The sequence below is a fragment of the Denitratisoma oestradiolicum genome (genome assembly GCF_902813185.1).
In the GTDB taxonomy this organism is placed as follows: Bacteria; Pseudomonadota; Gammaproteobacteria; order Burkholderiales; family Rhodocyclaceae; genus Denitratisoma; species Denitratisoma oestradiolicum.
Genome location: NZ_LR778301.1, coordinates 3,859,316 through 3,877,185 on the forward strand (window position 1 = coordinate 3,859,316; position 17,870 = coordinate 3,877,185).

Consider the following 17,870-nt stretch of genomic DNA (forward strand, 5'->3'; position numbering starts at 1 on the left):
CCCTACCCATGATTCCACATTTGAAGCAGTAGCCATCTCAACAAAATTTCAAATTAACAAGATGACGCGCGTGCGCCCTAGGCCGCCGCCATCAAATGTAGAGGAGAACATTGTGATTTCCAGACCAATATTTAGAACATCCTTTTCAAATCTTGCCTTGCTGAGCGCTTTGGCGATCAGCAGCCTCGGCATTGTGGCTTGTAATGATTCAGGATCAGGATCAACCAGCACCTATAACGCGCTCATCCGGCGTACGGAGGGTGGGGTTCCCCATATCAAAGCGCACGACTTTGGCAGCCTCGGATACGGGACCGGTTACGCGATGGCGCAAGACAACGTCTGCATCGTTGCCGATCAAATGCTGAGGTACTCGGGGGAAAGATCGCGCTTTCTAGGGCCACAAAATGGAAACCTTGAGAGTGACTTTTTTTATCAACTATTTATAGATCGGGGCGAAGCTTCCCAGTCGGTCGATGAGCGGCAGGCATCGGTCTTTCGGGGGGCCGCTGCGGGCTATAACCGATTCTTGCGGGACACTGGTGTCGCAAACCTTTCCGACCCGAATTGTAAAGGTCAGTCCTGGGTACGCAATCTGGAAGAGATTGACTTCAGACGCGTCACGCGGATGAACTTCTTCTACCCCTTCTTGTTGTCGCAGATCGTTGCCGCAGCCCCACCTTCAACGCCCTTGGCCTCTGCTTCCTCTACGTCGCATAAGATTTCTCCAGCGGAGGGCAAGAAAATTCAGCTCGCACTGCAGAAGCTGATCGAACCGATGAAACATATGGGCAGCAATGGTATTGCCATCGGTCGCGATGGGACCCAAAGCGGGACTGGCATGTTGTTGACGAATCCACATCAGCCATGGACAGGATCCTCACGCTTCTGGTCTTTTCATCAAACCATACCTGGGGTACTCGATATCATCGGCGCAAATGTCATGGGCCGCCCACAGGTGGGATTTGGGGCAACGGAAAACGTCGCTTGGACATCCACGGTACAGACCGGGCCACTATTCACCTTTTACCGACTGAATCTCGTACCGGGAAACCCGACCCAATATATGTTCGATGGCCAGCCCCGGGACATGATCAAGGAAACTGTCACGGTTCAAGTGCCCGATGGAAATGGTGGGTTTACTAAAAAATCGCACACCTTCTATTCGACTCACTTCGGTGCAATGCTGGTCGGGGGCAGTTTCTCTTGGAATTCTTCAGTCGCTTTTGCCGTGAAGGCGCCCGATGTCGGCTGGCGGGGCCTTGAGTCATTCATACCCTCATATCAGGCGAAGTCGGTGCAGGAATATAAAGCCGTGATGGATAAATACCAAATGAATCCAGCCAATCAGATGGCGACAGACTCTTCCGGCAATGTCTATTATGCCAACATCGCGCCGATCCCGAACCTGGACGATGCGCAGCGTGCAGCGTGTACGGTACCTGGTGGATTCGACGGATCACGTTCGGAGTGCATGTGGAAGAACGATCCTGATGCCGCCGCGCCAGGCATTATCGGCCCCAGCAAAATGCCGAGTCTGATCCGCACGGATTTTGTGACCAACAGCAATGATAGTTATTGGCTGGCCAATCCCCTTGCTCCCCTGACAGGATTCAACAGCAGCCTTGGCACGGTAAACACCGCACGGAGCTTCCGTACCCGCGCTGGATTGGCACAGGTCATGGAGCGGATCGCCGGTAGCGACGGCAAGGGCGCTGGAAAATTTACGCTTGATCAGTTGCAGCAGTTGATCACGGACAACGTGTCCCAAACGGGGCGGGCGCTGCGAGATGACCTCGTCACGCTTTGCCAAAAGAATCCATCGGTAACGATGTCTAACGGGACGGCGGTAGATATCAGTGCCGCTTGCCCGGTTCTTGCCGCATGGGATTTGCGCTTTACGCTCGACAGTCGTGGAGCCCCCCTGTTCCGCGAATTTGCAGTGACGACTCCAACCTTGCGGAACTATGCGGTGCCGTTTAGTGCCTCGGACCCCGTAAATACCCCGCGTGGTCTCGACACCAACAGCAACCCCGATGTACTGAAAGCACTTGCTACCGCTGTCAAACGTCTACGGGATGCCAACATTCCACTCGATGCAAGATTGCGAGAGCTCCAGTACGTCACCCGCAACGGTGAACGAATTCCAATCCACGGTGGCCCCGAGGCGCCAGGGGTGCTCAACATCATCAATGCCACCTTTACAGCAAGCGTTGGCGGTTACCCAGATGTTACCGGAGCCTCCTCCAGCTGGATGATGGCGGTGGAATATAAAGAGGGTGGCCCCGTGGCGCGTGGGGTAATGGCCTATTCGCAGACGACAAACCCGAACTCACCTCATTTCGCTGATCAGACAAAGGCATTTTCACAGGGGAACTGGATGAATCTTCCCTTCCGGGAAGCTGATGTTGCGGCAGCAGCGACGGAAACACTGCAGATTAAAGAGTAACGGATCGGACCCGCCGAGATGATTTTCTCGGCGGGCCACCTATTTAGAATATCTTTATAAATGCCTCAAGCCCGTTCTGAACAGGTGCTAGGCTATTAGCCTGTTACTGACCATGCAATATGGCTCTGGACAGTGAATGAACTTATCCAGGTAGTGCCCGCTTAGGCAACACCTCTTGGCCGCTGCCCGCATTAGCCAATTTGTTGCCGTTGAGTCTCTGACCTGCGAAGCAGCTATTGAGGCCGATCCTTCGGCTATGTCCTTTGATGGCACGTTGCTGCCGTTGGCGACGATATACCTCAATGGCCGTTCAGGCCGAGAAACGGAAGGGAAATGGTGGTAACGATTTCAAAGAAAAAGCCCGACATGAGTCGGGCTTTTTATTAACGCACCATTTGTCCGACGGACTTTATTCTCGTCCGACAGACTTGATTGTTTCCGATCCAATCATCACCACAGCGTCTCCCGTTCCGCCGTGGCGGTGATCTTGTGGATGCTCAGGTCGGCGCCCTCGTATTCCTCTTCCGGGTCGAGGCGGATGCCTACGGTCTTTTTCAGCAGGCCATAAATGGCCAGACCGCCGGCGAAGGCGATGGCCACGCCCAGGGTGGTACCGATCAACTGGGACACCAGGCTCACGCCGCCCAGGCCACCCAGGGCCTTGGCGCCGAAGATGCCGGCGGCGATGCCGCCCCAGGCGCCGCAGAGGCCGTGCAGGGGCCAGACGCCGAGCACATCATCGATCTTCCAGCGGTTCTGGGTCAGAGTGAATAGTTGCACGAAGAGCAGCCCGGCGATGACGCCGGTCACCAGAGCGCCCAGGGGATGCATCAGGTCGGAGCCGGCGCAGACGGCCACCAGGCCGGCCAGGGGGCCGTTATGGACGAAGCCCGGGTCGTTCCTGCCCAGCACCAGAGCGGCCAGGGTGCCGCCCACCATGGCCATCAGGGAGTTCATGGCCACCAGGCCGGAGATCTTGTCCAGGGTCTGGGCGCTCATGACATTGAAGCCGAACCAGCCCACCACCAGAATCCAGGCGCCGAGAGCAAGGAAGGGAATACTGGAGGGCGGATGGGCAGCGATAGCGCCATCTCTGGAATAGCGCCCGCGCCGGGCGCCCAGCATCAGCACCGCGCCCAGGCCGATCCAGCCGCCCACGGCATGGACCACCACGGAGCCGGCGAAGTCGTGGAAGTTCTCTCCGAAGCTGGCCTTGAGCCAGTCCTGGATGCCATAGGCATTATTCCAGGCAATGCCCTCGAAGAAGGGATAGACGAAGCCCACCAGCAGAAAGGTGGCCGCCAGTTGGGGATTGAAGCGGGCCCGCTCGGCGATGCCGCCGGAAACGATGGCGGGGATGGCGGCGGCGAAGGTCAGCAGGAAGAAGAACTTGGTCAGCTCAAAACCGCCCTTCTGGGCCAGTTGCTCGGCGCCGGCAAAGAAGTTCACCCCGTAGGCGATGCTGTAGCCGATGAAGAAATAGGCCAGGGTCGAGACCGAGAAGTCGGTGAGGATTTTCACCAGGGCATTGACCTGGTTCTTCTTGCGTACCGTGCCCAACTCCAGGAAGGCAAAGCCGGCATGCATGGCCAGGATCATGATGGCGCCGAGGAGGATGAACAATACGTCGGCGGAAGTCTTCAGGGGTTCCATTCTGGTGCTCCGTTACTCAATGGGGCACCAAAAAAGCAACAACCATACCCACGGTATGTATTGTTTTAATTCAATCATTTATTAACGAGCGTCCAGAAAATTGGCACTGTAATGGTGCCTTTTGCGATACAGCAAGCACAGAGATGGTGCCTTCATGGCTGCTTATGGCGCCTCGCCCTGGTCTGGTGCATATCCCCTGGGCAGCAATGTCCACATCCGGCCCTTCTGCTTCATGCGGCCGGCCCGAGTGCCGGCTTCGCTGCCGCTGCCCCAGTAGAAGTCGGCCCGCACTGGCCCGCGGATGGCGCCGCCGGTGTCCTGGGCCAGCATCAGGCGGCGCAGGGGCGTGTCGGAGAGGGGCTGGGTGGTGTCCAGCCAGACCGGGGCACCCAGGGGGGTGGCGCGCCTATCCACGGCGATACTGCGTTCCGGCGTGAGGGGCACGCCCAGGGCGCCCGGCGGGCCGTTGCCCGTGACCGGCAGTTCGCGGAAAAACACCAGGCTGGGATTGGCGTTGAGCAGCTCCTGGAGCCGGCCCGGATTGCTTTCCGCCCATTGGCGGATGCCCTGCATGGAGGCCTGGTCGGCCTTGAGTTCGCCCCGGTCGATCAGCCAGCGGCCAATGGAGCGGTAGGGGTGGCCGTTCTGGTCGGCATAGCCGATGCGTATGCGGTTGCCATCGCTGAGTTGCACCTGGCCCGAGCCCTGGATCTGGAGGAAAAAGAAGTCCACCGGATCACTCACCCAGAGCAGGGCGTTCTTCGCCCGCTGATTTTCCTGAAGGCTCCATTCGGCCCGGGAGTAATAGGGGACCAGCTTGCGGCCCTCGATGCGCCCCCGCAGGCGCAGGTTCTTCAGCTCGGGGTAGAGCGAGGAAAGGTCCACGGTGATCATGTCCTCCGGCGGGCCGAAGACGGGCACGTCGTAGCGCTTGCTGCGGTTGCGGCTGCCCCGCACCAGGGGTTCGTAATAGCCGGTGACCAGGCCCTCCCGGCCGCCGTCGGGGTTGACCAGCACCCAGGGCTGGAAGTGGGCCTCGAACCAGGCCCGGGGATCGAAGCCGGCCTGCTCCCGCGCCGCGCCGCGGGCCGCTGTGCAGGCGTCCTGCCAGAGGGGTTGCCGGGCCAGGCCATTGCAGGAGGCCCGGAAGGCGTCGAAACTGGCCGCCAGATCCTCCGCCGGGGCTTCGCTCCAGCCTGGCAGATCGGACCAGGCGGCGCCTTGCAGGGGTTTTTCCGGTGGCTTGGGAACTTCCGGCAGGGGGCAGGCTTGGCAGACCGGGCAGGGCGCGCAGGCCCCTACCGGCGCGGCATCGGCGGTGGGGCGCAGGGCTGGCTGGCTGCAGCCGGCCAGCAGGGCCAGCAACAGCAGGGAGGAGAGTAGGCGGGGCATGTTCTGCTAGAGTGCTGCGTCCTTGGTGGGCAGGCGATTATCCCATGGCGGTTCCCCGGAACTGGCCGCGCTTGCCCGCTCACTGGCCGAAAGATTCCGAACATGACTGCCGCGACTGATCTGAGCACCTTCCTGGCCCGGGCCGAGGCACTGCTGGCCCGTGTCGAATCCCTGCTGCCGGACCCCTTCCCGACACCGGACTGGTCAGCCCCGGCTTTCCGCTGGCGCCGTCGCCAGGGGCGGGGCGGGCTGGAGGCGGTGCGCCATCCCCATCGCATCCGCCTCGACGACCTGCGGGAGGTGGAGCCGCAAAAAACCCGCATTGAGCAGAACACCCGCCAGTTCCTGGCCGGTCGGGGTGCCAACAACGTGCTGCTGACCGGCGCCCGGGGCACCGGCAAGTCTTCCCTGGTGAAGGCGGTGCTGCACCGTTTCGCGGCGGAAGGCCTGCGCCTGATCGAGGTGGATAAGGACGAACTGGTGGACCTGCCGGAGATCGTGGACCTGATCGCCGAGCGGCCGGAAAAATTCATCCTTTTCTGCGACGACCTTTCCTTTGAGGCCGGCGAACCCGGCTACAAGGCCATGAAGAGCCTGCTGGACGGTTCCATCGCCGGCATGCCGGACAATCTGCTGGTCTATGCCACCTCCAATCGCCGCCACCTGATGCCGGAGTTCATGGCCGACAACCTGGCGACCCGCCATACCGACGACGGGGAGGTGCATCCGGCGGAGACCACCGAGGAAAAGATTTCCCTCTCGGAACGTTTCGGCCTCTGGCTCTCCTTCTATACCTTCAGCCAGGATGAGTACCTGGCCATCTGCACCCACTGGCTGGAGGAATATGGTCTCTCCCCCCGCAAGATAGAACAGGCTCGCCAGGAGGCCCTGCAATGGGCACTTTCCCGGGGCTCCCGTAGCGGCCGGGTAGCCTGGCAGTTCGCCCGGGATTACGCCGGAAAACAAAAGTGAGGGAAATACTGATTAAGTCCGTCACACCGGCGAATGCCGGTGTCCAGTTTTTGATTTTCCTGGATTCCGGCGTTCGCCGGAATAGCCTGCCCCGAGGCGGCCCGGCGGCGAGGCTACGAAGGAGGGGCTCATGAAGCTGACCCAGGTGGCGGCGGCCGTGCTGTTGCGGCCCGACGGCAGTTTTCTGCTGGGCCAGCGGGCGCCGGAGACCTTCTATCCGGGTTATTGGGAATTCCCCGGTGGCAAGGTGGAGCCCGGCGAGACGCCGCGCCAGGCTCTGGACCGGGAGCTGGAGGAGGAACTGGGCATCCGGGTGCTGGCCGCCCACCCCTGGATCGTGCGGGAGCATCGCTACGAGCATGCCCACGTGCGCCTGCACTTTTTCCGGGTCACCGCCTGGCTGGGGGAGCTGCGGGACCATGTGCATTCCGCCCTGGCCTGGCAGATTCCCGGCCAGGCCAGCGTCGCCCCGATGCTGCCGGCCAACGGCCCGGTGCTGAAGGCCCTGAACCTGCCGGATTTCTACGGCATCACCCAGGCCGCCCAGGTGGGTGTCGAGCACCAGTTGCTTCAGTTGGAACAGGCCCTGGCGGCGGGGCTGCGCCTGGTGCAATTGCGGGAGCCAGCCCGGGAAAGCGCCCGGCGCGCCGAATTCGCCCGGGCGGCGGTGGCCCTTTGCCATGCCGAAGGCGCCCGGGTGCTGGTCAATGGCGACCTGGAACTGGCCCGGGCCGTGGGGGCCGACGGCATCCATCTGCCGGCCCGGCAACTGATGGCCCTGGAGAAACGGCCGCCCTTCGAGTGGGTGGCCGCGTCCTGTCATGACCGGGAGGAACTGGAACGGGCCGATGACCTGGGCCTGGATTTCGCCGTGCTGGGACCCCTGCGGGAAACCGCCACTCACCCGGGCCAGCCCGGCCTGGGCTGGGAGGGCTTCGCGGCCCTGGTGCCGGGCCTGGGCCTGCCGGTCTACGCCCTGGGCGGGGTGGGTCGGGACGACCTGACCTCGGCCTGGGCAGCGGGCGCCCAGGGCGTGGCGGCGATCCGGGCGGCCTGGAAGTAAGGCTCGCCCCCCTTCGCCCCCCCCCCGCCGGGGGGTTCAAATCGGCTCGCTGCGCTCGAGATCACGGGGCACTTCGTGGATAGCGTATGCCGCTTGCGCCTCCGGCGCCGGCCGCTTTTCCTTGTCCCACAGGGATTTCCTTCGGTCAGGACGGCCCGGCGGAAAAGCTGCTTTTTATAGGTAAATGATTCGCCCTCTTCGCGGCCCGGCGGGAAAGCTATTCCGCTTCCGGGTCCAGCCGGTCTTCGCTCACCGGTACTCGGTATTCCTCATTGGCCCAGGCGCCCAGATCGATCTTGCGGCAACGCTCGGAGCAAAAGGGGCGATGGGGATAGTCCGGCGACCATTCCAGGGATTTGCCGCAGGTGGGGCAGCGAACAATGCGGGTTTTTTGATCAGCCACGGCAATCACCAATGAGAATCGCGGGACTGCCGGCGGTCACTCGGACCACCGCGCCCCGCGATGAGTGAATTATCGGCGGACATATCCCGAACTTGAGCGGGAATTCAGGGGTATGTCCGGCCCATTTCCGGCTATCGCGCCAGGGCCAGCAGCCGGGCGACCCGTTCCTCGGTGGCCGGATGGGTGCGGAACAGGCCCGCCAGACCGCCACCGGAGAGGGGATTCATGATCATCATCTGGGCCGTTTCGGGATGGGCCTCGGCGCTGGCCATGGGGATGCCCCGTGCGTAGGCGTCGATCTTGGTCAGGGCATCGGCCAGGGCGCGGGGATCGCCGCTGATCTCGGCGCCGCCCCGGTCGGCCTCGAATTCACGAGCTCGGGAGATGGCCATCTGGATCAGCATGGCAGCGATGGGCGCCAGGATCGCCACCAGAATACCCACCAGGGGATTGGAGGAGCGGCCGTTCTCGTCGCGGCCGCCGAAGAACATGGCGAAGTTGGCCAGGGCCGAGATGGCGCCGGCCATGGTGGCGGCGATGGTGGAAATCAGTATGTCCCGGTGCTTCACATGGGCCAGCTCGTGGGCCATGACGCCCCGCAGCTCCCGGGCCGAAAGCATTTGCAGGATGCCCGAGGTGGCCGCCACGGCGGCATGCTCCGGGTTGCGCCCGGTGGCGAAGGCATTGGGCTGGTGCTCGTCGATGATGTACACCCGGGGCATGGGCAGGTCGGCCTTGGCCGCCAGTTCCTTGACCATGTTGTAGAGGTAGGGGCTGGAGGCCCCATCCACTTCCTGGGCGTTGTACATCTTCAGGACCATCTTGTCCGAGAACCAGTAGGAAAACAGATTCATGCCGCCGCCCAGCAACAGGGCCAGCAACATGCCGCCCTTGCCGCCGATGGCGGCACCGATGACACCAAACAGGGCTGTGATGGCGGCCATCAGCAGAGCAGTCTTGAACCAGTTGAACATGTAGGAATCTCCGTTGTTGGGACGGCGGTTAGCGTAAAAAAGTATCAACGGTGCCGAGTGTGACCATCGAGCGCAGCGAACCAATGCGTAGCCCCGCCCTGGGGCGGGGATGGGGGTGGGAGGCGTTCAATTTGCCTTTGCGTATTTTCATCCTCAGGGGTGGTACTAGCGACCAAGCGCATTAGATGGGGGGCATCGGAAAAGATTCAATCATCCGCCGAGGCGATCCCCCGGCGCCAGGGCCAGACTGTTGAGGAAGTCCGCCGTGGCCAGGCGCTTGCCACCAGGCTTTTGCAGTTCGGTGAGGGCTAGCGCCCCCTGGCCGCAGGCCACCACCAGCCGATTGCTCCGAGCCTCCAGCACGGTGCCGGGTGTACCCGCGCCTTCCGCAAGCGTGGCATTCCAGACCTTGATCGGGGTCTCGCCAAACTGGGTGGCGGCGCCAGGGAAGGGATTGAAGGCCCGGATGCGGCGCCCCAGTTCTTCCGCCGGCCGTTGCCAGTCAATCAGGCCCTCGGCCTTCTCGATCTTGCGGGCGTAGGTGACGCCCTCTTCCGGCTGGGACGTGAGCACCAGTTCGTGCAGGCGCTTCAGGGCATCGACGATCAGCCGTGCGCCCTGTTCCGCCAGCTTGTCGTGGAGGCTGGCGGCGGTGTCATTGTCGGTGATGGGCAGGGACTTCATCAGCAGCACCGGCCCGGTATCGAGGCCGGCCTCCATGCTCATGATGGCCACGCCGGTCTCGGCATCGCCGGCCTCGATGGCCCGCTGGATCGGTGCTGCGCCGCGCCAGCGAGGCAGCAGGGAGGCATGGATGTTGATGCAGCCCAGAGGCGGAATGTCCAGCACCGCCTGGGGCAGGATCAGGCCGTAGGCGGCCACCACCATGACATCCCCGCCGGCGGCGCGGATGGGTTCATGGCTGGCCGGGTCCTTCAGGCGCTCGGGCTGATAGACCGGAATGCCATGGGCCAGAGCCACCTGTTTGACGGCGCTGGCCTGGAGCTTCTGCCCCCGGCCGGCGGGCCGATCCGGCTGGGTCAGCACCAGAGGCACCTCGATGCCGGCGGCAATGATGGCTTCCAGGGCGAGAGCGGCGAATTCCGGCGTACCGGCAAAGATGACTTTCACTGTGAGCCCCTTCAGGGAACACCCCGGGACCGCCGGAGCCTGTCCGCATTCCGTGGTGGAACGGTTTTATAAAGTTTCCCGGGCCTGCTTGGCGAGCCTGTTCTTGATGCGGGTCTGCTTGAGCTGGGACAGATACTGGACGAAGACCTTGCCCTGAAGGTGATCCATCTCATGCTGGATGCAGACCGCCAACAGACCCTCGGCCTCCATTTCCACGGTCTGCCCCTCCAGATTCAGGGCCCGCACTGTCACTCGCTCGGCGCGGCTCACCGTTTCGTAGATACCGGGCACCGACAGACAACCCTCCTCGCCCTCGCACTGACCGGTCTGATTCAGCAGCACCGGGTTGATCAGGGTCAGCAACTGGCTGCGGTCCTCGGAAGTGTCGATCACGATCACTTGCCGATGCACATCCACCTGGGTGGCAGCCAGGCCGATACCCGGCGCCGCGTACATGGTTTCCGCCATGTCGGCGGCCAGACGGCGGATGGAATCGTCCACCACGGACACCGCTGCCGCCTTCTTGAACAGGCGGGCGTCAGGGTAGCGAAGAATGGGTAGCAGAGCCATAAAGCGATTGATGCAAGAAGGATTTACGGGCAGAATCGAATGAACTGCATGAGGAGGGCCGACTATGCTGAAGATTATATCTGTGCTGTTGCTGGCAATTTCAAGCAACCTGCTCTGGGCGCAGGATACCGCGCCGGAACTGGCGGGCAATGCCCCCGATCGCCATGTGGTGGTGACCGGCGATACCCTGTGGGGCATCGCCGGCAAGTTCCTCAAGGACCCCTTTCGCTGGAACGAGATCTGGAAGCGCAACGCGGAGGAGATCAGGAATCCCCATCTGATCTATCCCGGTCAGGTCGTCGTGCTGGAAAGAAACGGCCCCGACGGGCGCCCCCAACTGAGTCTGCTGGAGCAGAACACGGTGAAGCTGGCGCCCCGCATTCGCGAGGAATCCCTGGCCCATAGGCAGATTCCCGCCATTCCCCAGCAGGTCATCGAGCCTTTCCTGACCGTGCCCCTGGTGGCCGGGGGCGATGCCCTGGACCAGTCGCCCCGCATCGTTGCCATTGACGAAGGCCGGGTCAGCGCCAGTGATGGCGGCAAGGTATATGTGGCCGGCGCCCAGGACGACAGTCGCAGCCGCCAGTGGCAAATCTATCGTCCGGGCAAGAAGCTGGTGGACCCGGAGAACGGCGAGACCCTGGGTTACGAGGCTCAGATGCTGGGCACCGCCCGCCTCGAGAGCGCCGGCACACCCGCCACTTTCCGCATCGGCCGGGCCAAGGCGGAAATCGCCCGGGGTGACCGGCTGGTGCCCGCGCCGCGACCGGACATCGTCAGCTATCCCCAGCGCCTGCCCGGCACCAAGGTGGCGGCCCGAATTCTCTCCATCGACCAGGACGCCCGGATGGGCGGCCCCCTGTCGGTGGTTTCCCTGTCCCGGGGAGGCAAGGACGGCCTCGAACCAGGCCATGTGCTGGCCCTCTACCGGGTGGGGGAAAAGATTCGTGACCGCACCTCGGGGAGTTGGGAAAACTACACCACGCCCGACGAGCGGATAGGCCTGATCTATGTGTTCCGTGTCTTCGAGCGGGTGGCCTACGGCTTGGTGATGGAAGCCAATCGCCCCTTTACTGCGGGCGATCCGGTTCGCAATCCTTAAACCGGCCAAGCCGGAACCAAACAGGGACAGCTTTGATAAGAGAGTGCGATGTTTGGCCGGAAAAGCAAATCAAGGCCCCCCACCCCATACCCCGCCCCAGGGCAGGGTTACTCATCGGCTCGCTGCACTCGACGGCCACACTCGGCTCCGTTGAGACTTTTTTACGCTGATCCGCCATGAAGCTGGAAGAAGCCCGGGACTGGCTGCGTCTGGCTGCGGTTCCCGGCCTGGGGGGCGCCTCCCAACGCCTGCTGCTGAAAGCCTTCGGCCTGCCAGAAGCCATTTTCGAAGCCCGACCCACCGCCCTGGCGGCCGTGGTCGGGGAAAGCCTGGCTCAGCGCATCGCCGGGGCGGAGGATGACGCGGCCCTGGAAGCGGGCCTGGCCTGGCTGGCGGAGCCGGACAACCATCTGCTGACCCTGGCCGACCCCGAATATCCCCGCAGCCTGCTGGATACCGAAGATCCGCCGCCCCTGCTCTATGTCAAAGGCCGGCTGGAACTGCTGGGGCGCCCGGCCCTGGCCGTCGTCGGCAGTCGCAACGGCACCGCCCAGGGGGAACGGAATGCACGGGCCTTCGCCGCCACCCTGTCCCAGGCGGGGCTGACCATCGTCAGCGGCCTGGCCCTGGGCATCGATGCCGCCGCCCACCGGGGTGGCCTGGAGGGGATCGGCACCACCGTCGCGGTGATCGGCACCGGCCCCGACCGCATCTACCCGGCCCGCAATGCCGAACTGGCTCGGCAGATCGCTGCCCAGGGCGCCATCGTCAGCGAATTTCCGGTAGGCACGCCAGCTCTGGCCGGCAATTTCCCCCGCCGCAACCGCATCATCGCCGGCCTGGCCCAGGGCTGTCTGGTGGTGGAGGCGGCGGAACGCAGCGGCTCCCTGATCACCGCCCGCTTGGCGGCCGAAGCGGGCCGGGAGGTCTTCGCGATCCCTGGCTCCATCCATTCCCCCCAGTCACGGGGCTGCCACAAGCTGATCAAGCAGGGGGCCAAGCTGGTGGAATCGGCCCAGGATGTTCTAGAAGAGCTTCGATTGACCATTTTTTCCGAGCGTAGCGAGCCAGACAATACCCCCTCCCCCAGGGAGGGGGGCGGGGGAGGATTCTCGTTTGATGTGGCCAATAGCGGAGAGGACTTGCTCCTCTCCGCTATTGGCCACGATTCCTGTACTCTGGACACCCTGGTCCAGCGTACCGGCTTGACGCCGGACAACCTTCTTGCGATGCTGTTGCCGCTGGAACTGGAAGGTCGCCTGGCGCAATTGCCCGGCGGCCTGTATCAGCGACTCGCCTGAAAGGCTGCATGAAATGATCGATATCCTCGTCTATCTGTTTGAGAACTATCTGCCGGAAGCCTGCCCGGCCCCCGATGCCCTGGCCCGCAAGTTGTCTGCGGCCGGCTTCGAGGAGGACGAGATTTCCGAGGCCCTGGACTGGCTGGAGGGCCTGGACCGGCGCGACAGCGCCGTATTGCGCCTGCGCCCCCAAGGCAGTGCCCTGAGGATGTTCGATGAGCGCGAGGCCAGTCGCCTGCCCCTGGAGTGCCGGGGCTTCCTGATGTTCCTGGAACAGGCAGGCACCCTGGACCCGGAAACCCGGGAAACCGTGATCGAGCGGGCCCTGGCCCTGACCGACGGGGAGGTTTCCCTGTCCAAGCTGAAAGTCATCGTGCTGACCGTGATGTGGCGGAGTCAGCAGGAATTCGACGCCCTGGTGCTGGAGGAATTGCTCTCCGAGGACGAGGACGGGGAACGACTCTGTCACTGACCCCCTTGCCGGGCCGGCTTGCCTCCCGCCGGACGCCGGCCTATCATGCCGCGCTCTTACGGTCCAGAAGCGCATGACTAAACAACTGATCATTGCCGAAAAACCTTCCGTTGCCCAGGACATCGCCAAGGCCCTGGGGGGCTTCACGCGCCAGGGCGACTATTTCGAGAGCGACGATTACGTGCTCTCCTCCGCCATCGGCCATCTGCTGGAACTGGCGGTGCCGGAGGAATACGAGGTCAAGCGGGGCAAGTGGACCTTCACCCACCTGCCGGTGATCCCCCCCCGTTTCACCCTCAACCCCATCGACAGGACCGCCGACCGGCTCAAGCTGCTGACCCGGCTGATCAAGCGCAAGGACGTGGTGGCCCTGATCAATGCCTGTGACGCGGGACGGGAAGGCGAACTGATCTTCCGCTATGTGGCCCAGCATGCCCTGGGGGGCAAGGGCGACAAGCCCGTCCGCCGGCTCTGGCTGCAATCCATGACCGCCAACGCCATTCGGGAAGGTTTCGCCCATCTGCGTTCCGACGAGGAAATGCTGCCCCTGGCGGACGCCGCCCGCTGCCGTTCCGAAGCCGACTGGCTGGTGGGCATCAACGGCACCCGGGCCATGACGGCCTTCAATTCCGCCGAGGGCGGCTTCTACAAGACCCCCGTGGGCCGGGTCCAGACCCCGACCCTGGCCGTTCTGGTGGAACGGGAAAATCGCATCCGCAACTTCATTTCCCGGGATTACTGGGAAGTGGAAGCCGAATTCAAGTGTGTCGCCGGCCTCTATCGGGGCCGCTGGTTCGACGAGAAATTCCGCAAATCCGAGGACGAGCACGCCAAAGCCGAGCGCCTCTGGGAGCAATCCCGGGCCGAAGCCATCCGCGGCAAGTGCCTCGGCAAGCACGGCGCGGTGGAGGAGGAGAGCAAGCCCAAGACAGAGGCCTGCCCCATGTTGTACGACCTGACCTCGCTGCAGCGGGAGGCCAACGGTCGCTTCGGTTTTTCAGCTAAGAACACCCTGGGCCTGGCCCAGGCGCTGTACGAGAAACACAAGGCCCTGACCTATCCGCGAACCGATTCCCGGCACCTGCCGGAGGATTACGTCGCCACGGTCAAGGAAACCCTGGGCAATCTGGCGGAGACGCCCTACGGGCGCTTCGCTGGCCAGATTCTGGAAAAAGGCTGGGTCCATCCCAACAAACGCATCTTCAACAACGCCAAGGTCTCGGACCACTTCGCCATCATTCCCACCGGCGTTGTGCCCAAGAATCTCTCCGAGCCGGAGCAGAAGCTCTACGACCTGGTGATGAAGCGTTTCCTGGGGATTTTCTTCCCGGCGGCCGAGTACCACGTCACCACCCGCATCACCCGGGTCGAGGGCGAGGCCTTCAAGACCGAGGGCAAGGTGCTGGTGAACGCCGGTTGGCTGGCGGTCTATGGTCGGGAAGCCCAGGTCAAGGACGGGGAGGAAGAGGAAAACGCCAACCTGCCGCCCCTGGAGCCCAATGAGCGGGTCTGGGCCAATGATGTGGAAGTGAAGGGCAAGGCTACCCAGCCGCCGCCGCGCTTCTCGGAAGCCACCCTGCTCACCGCCATGGAAGGCGCCGGCAAGCTGGTGGAGGACGAGGAACTGCGGGCCGCCATGTCCGAGCGGGGCCTGGGCACGCCCGCCACCCGGGCCGCCACCATCGAGGGCCTGATCACCGAGGAATACGTGCATCGCAATGGCCGTGAGCTGCAACCCACGGCCAAGGCCTTTTCCCTGCTGTTCGCCCTGGAGAAACTGGGAGTGGACGAGATCCGCTCCCCGGAACTCACCGGCGAGTGGGAGTACAAGCTCAAGCTGATGGAACAGGGCAAGCTGGGCCGCGACGAATTCATGAACCACATCACCGGCAAGACCCGGGAGATGGTGGACCGCATCAAGCACGGCGAACTGCCCGACGAGGCCTTTTCCACCCTGAAGACCCCCTGCCCCCGTTGCGGCGGGGCGATCCGGGAGGGCTACAAGAAGTTCGAGTGCCAGGGCTGCGACTACAAGCTGTGGAAGGTGGTGGCCAGCCGCCAGTGGGAACCGGAAGAGATGGAGGAACTGCTCTCCCAGGGCGTGGTGGGCCCCCTTCAGGGTTTCCGCAGCAAGATGGGCCGGGCCTTCGCCGCCATCATCAAGCTCAATGACGACAAGATGCCCGAATTCGATTTCGGCCAGAGCAATGAGGCCGATGGCGAAGAAGTGGATTTCTCCGGCCAGGAGACCCTGGGAGCCTGCCCCAAGTGCAGCGCCCGGGTGTTCGAGCACGGCATGAGCTATGTCTGTGAAAAGTCCGTGGGTCCCGCCCGGACCTGTGACTTCCGTTCCGGCAAGGTGATCCTGCAACAGGAAATCACCCGCGACGAAATGCAGAAGCTGCTGGCGGAAGGCCGCACCACCCTGTTGAAGGGCTTCATCTCGGCCCGTACCCGGCGCAAGTTCTCGGCCTTCCTGGTGCGGGGCAAGGACGGCAAGGTGGGTTTCGAATTCGAAGCCAAAGCGCCCAAGGCCACTGCCGCCAAGCTAGCAGAAGGCGAGAAAGCAGCTCCGGCAGCCAAGGCCGCTCCCAAGAAGCGTGCCACCAGCAAGGCCGGCAGCACCAAGAAAAAAGTAGCTGCTTAGGGATTCAGGGGCAGCCTCAGTTCGAAGACCGAGCCTCGGCCCGGCCGGGAACGGCAATCGATGGTAGCGCCCAGCAGGGGCGCCAGGCGCTGACAGATGGACAGACCCAGCCCCAGGCCATGGGCCTTGTCTTGGTGAGGGTTGCCTGCCTGGTAGAACTCCTCGAAGATGCGCACCATGTGCTCCGGAGGAATACCGATGCCGGTATCCCACACCTGGAGCAGGAGATGGCCGTCCCGCTGACGAACTCCCAACAACAGCCCGCCCCGGCGAGTGTATTTGAGGGCATTGCCCACCAGATTGCGCAGGATCGCCGTCAGCAGTCGCGGATCAGTGTGCAGCCGGGGTGCCGGCGCCGGACAAAACAGCCGGAGCCGCAAGCCCCGGACCTGGGCCTGGGGTGAAAACTCCCCATCGAGAGCGGCCAGGATCACCGCCATGTCCGTCTCCGTCATCTGGGCGGTGATTCCGCCTGCGTCGATCCGGGTGATGTCCAGCAGGCAGTCCAGCAGGGAAACCAGGGACTCCACCGCAGTATCCACTTGCCCGCAAAGCTGTGCTTGCTGATCGTTCAATTCGCTGCTCCTGAGCAGGCCGAGAAACAGCCGGGCAGCCTGGACCGGTTGCCGCAGATCGTGACTGGCAATGGCCAGGATACGGGTCTTGGCCTGATCCCGGGCTTCCGCCAGGACGGCCCGCTGCTGCTGGGCCATCAGACGCTGGGCATCCTCGCGCTTGTGTTCGCTGATGTCATTGATCACGCCCACCAAGTAGCGAGCGCCTCCCACGTCCACCGATTCGGCCGATGCCAGGCCATCGAACAGAGGCCCGGAGCGTGGCCGAAAGAGGATTTCGGCATTGTGGATGGACCCTTGCCGGACCAACTGGCCGATGACCTCCTCCCGCTGCGCGGGGTCGGCCCAGAAATTCAGCTCCCAGGAGGTCTGCCCCAGGGCCTCCTCCCGGGACAGGCCGAACATGGCCAGCCAGGCCGGGTTGGCATCGATCAGACGGCCATCTTCGTAGCGACTGATGCTGATGCCGCAGGGGCTGTTGCGAAAAATGCTATGGAACAGGGCTTCCCGTTCCATCAGACGATCCTCTGCCTGCTTGCGATCGCCGATGTCACGGGAAATGCCCAGGATGCAGTCGGGTTGACCGTCGGCCCCGCACAGGACACTGGCACTTACCTCGACCCAGACTGTGGAGCCGTCCTTATGACACATCTCCAACCGGTAAACGGGGGTTGGATCCGGGACATTTTCCCTGGCCTTGCGCAGAATTTCCCGGGCCAGTGCCAGGGATGGGCCGGCAAAGGTTTGTTCCAGGGACAGCGCAGCAACTTCCTCGGGGGTGTAACCCCGAAGACGCAGCACGGCGGGGCTGGTGTAGATACTGCCACCCTCCAGATCCATCAGCCACAACACGTCATGGTTGAACTCCAGCATCTGGACCATGCGTTCAGGAGTGAGTTGCCAGGCCTGGCAGACCGGCGGAGTAGTCGTTACGGTTTCCCGGTGACGGCGGAACCCCATGACTAGAAAGACTACCGCCAAGACCAGTGACGCAGCGAAAAACTCGCTGAACAAAGGCCCGGATCGCAGAGACAGCGATCTCCCTGCCTGTGCCAGATCCCAGTCCTCACCCAACAGCCAGAAAATCAGCGTCGAGACGACCCCCAGAGCGAGGAATAGGGGCAAATAGCGGAATTTCAGCAGAGGCAGGCGGGCCATGGTCAATGTCC

15 protein-coding genes are annotated in these 17,870 nt (G+C 63.1%); 7 read left to right on the forward strand and 8 right to left on the reverse strand.

What is annotated here, in order from left to right; all coding sequences use genetic code 11:
• Positions 1-48 precede the first annotated feature (48 nt).
• Complete coding sequence (locus tag DENOEST_RS20275; RefSeq protein WP_232096592.1) at positions 49-231, reverse strand: hypothetical protein; 183 nt, start codon at positions 229-231, stop codon at positions 49-51.
• Here DENOEST_RS20275 and DENOEST_RS17625 point away from each other — a divergent pair.
• Entirely contained in the window at positions 194-2,446 is a 2,253-nt protein-coding gene (locus DENOEST_RS17625) for a penicillin acylase family protein (RefSeq protein ID WP_232096590.1), read from the forward strand. The two genes, DENOEST_RS20275 and DENOEST_RS17625, sit on opposite strands and share 38 nt — an antisense overlap.
• A 450-nt stretch (positions 2,447-2,896) precedes the next feature.
• Here DENOEST_RS17625 and DENOEST_RS17630 read toward each other — a convergent pair whose 3' ends face one another.
• Together DENOEST_RS17630 and mltA are read right to left on the reverse strand one after the other, a co-directional pair.
• On the reverse strand, positions 2,897-4,099 hold the full coding sequence (locus tag DENOEST_RS17630; RefSeq protein ID WP_145771963.1) for an ammonium transporter: 1,203 nt from the start codon (positions 4,097-4,099) through the stop codon (positions 2,897-2,899).
• A 162-nt stretch (positions 4,100-4,261) separates the two neighbouring features.
• Positions 4,262-5,491, reverse strand: coding sequence for a murein transglycosylase A (gene mltA / locus DENOEST_RS17635; protein WP_145771964.1), 1,230 nt, complete (start codon positions 5,489-5,491; stop codon positions 4,262-4,264).
• A 102-nt stretch (positions 5,492-5,593) separates the two neighbouring features.
• Between mltA and DENOEST_RS17640 the strand changes: the two genes are divergently transcribed.
• Together DENOEST_RS17640 and DENOEST_RS17645 are read left to right on the forward strand one after the other, a co-directional pair.
• Complete coding sequence (locus DENOEST_RS17640) at positions 5,594-6,463, forward strand: ATP-binding protein (protein ID WP_145771965.1); 870 nt, start codon at positions 5,594-5,596, stop codon at positions 6,461-6,463.
• A 130-nt stretch (positions 6,464-6,593) separates the two neighbouring features.
• Positions 6,594-7,526: a Nudix family hydrolase gene (locus DENOEST_RS17645; RefSeq protein WP_145771966.1), complete on the forward strand. Its 933-nt coding sequence runs from the start codon at positions 6,594-6,596 to the stop codon at positions 7,524-7,526.
• A 217-nt stretch (positions 7,527-7,743) separates the two neighbouring features.
• On the opposite strand, the gene DENOEST_RS17650 is transcribed toward DENOEST_RS17645, so the two are convergent.
• From DENOEST_RS17650 to def, 4 genes are all read right to left on the reverse strand, one after another.
• Complete coding sequence (locus DENOEST_RS17650) at positions 7,744-7,929, reverse strand: DNA gyrase inhibitor YacG (protein ID WP_145771967.1); 186 nt, start codon at positions 7,927-7,929, stop codon at positions 7,744-7,746.
• A gap of 131 nt (positions 7,930-8,060) precedes the next feature.
• On the reverse strand, positions 8,061-8,903 hold the full coding sequence (gene htpX, locus DENOEST_RS17655; RefSeq protein ID WP_145771968.1) for a zinc metalloprotease HtpX: 843 nt from the start codon (positions 8,901-8,903) through the stop codon (positions 8,061-8,063).
• Between the two features lie 210 nt (positions 8,904-9,113).
• The gene (gene fmt / locus DENOEST_RS17660; protein ID WP_145771969.1) at positions 9,114-10,034 is read right to left on the reverse strand and encodes a methionyl-tRNA formyltransferase; all 921 of its coding nucleotides are present in this window, start codon (positions 10,032-10,034) and stop codon (positions 9,114-9,116) included.
• Between the two features lie 66 nt (positions 10,035-10,100).
• Entirely contained in the window at positions 10,101-10,604 is a 504-nt protein-coding gene (gene def / locus DENOEST_RS17665) for a peptide deformylase (RefSeq protein WP_145771970.1), read from the reverse strand.
• 64 nt (positions 10,605-10,668) lie between these two features.
• Between def and DENOEST_RS17670 the strand changes: the two genes are divergently transcribed.
• The 4 genes from DENOEST_RS17670 to DENOEST_RS17685 all read left to right on the forward strand — a co-directional run bounded on the left by DENOEST_RS17670 (position 10,669) and on the right by DENOEST_RS17685 (position 16,126).
• Entirely contained in the window at positions 10,669-11,706 is a 1,038-nt protein-coding gene (locus tag DENOEST_RS17670; protein WP_145771971.1) for a LysM peptidoglycan-binding domain-containing protein, read from the forward strand.
• 176 nt (positions 11,707-11,882) lie between these two features.
• Positions 11,883-13,007 carry a DNA-processing protein DprA gene (dprA, locus tag DENOEST_RS17675; protein WP_145771972.1) on the forward strand — a complete coding sequence of 375 codons (1,125 nt, stop codon included), beginning with the start codon at positions 11,883-11,885 and terminating at the stop codon, positions 13,005-13,007.
• Between the two features lie 13 nt (positions 13,008-13,020).
• On the forward strand, positions 13,021-13,479 hold the full coding sequence (locus DENOEST_RS17680; protein WP_145771973.1) for a DUF494 family protein: 459 nt from the start codon (positions 13,021-13,023) through the stop codon (positions 13,477-13,479).
• A 73-nt stretch (positions 13,480-13,552) separates the two neighbouring features.
• A complete protein-coding gene (locus DENOEST_RS17685; RefSeq protein ID WP_145771974.1) occupies positions 13,553-16,126 on the forward strand; it encodes a DNA topoisomerase III in 2,574 nt (857 codons plus the stop codon).
• On the opposite strand, the gene DENOEST_RS17690 is transcribed toward DENOEST_RS17685, so the two are convergent.
• Complete coding sequence (locus DENOEST_RS17690) at positions 16,123-17,859, reverse strand: PAS domain-containing sensor histidine kinase (RefSeq protein WP_145771975.1); 1,737 nt, start codon at positions 17,857-17,859, stop codon at positions 16,123-16,125. The two genes, DENOEST_RS17685 and DENOEST_RS17690, sit on opposite strands and share 4 nt — an antisense overlap.
• Positions 17,860-17,870: the final 11 nt, after the last annotated feature.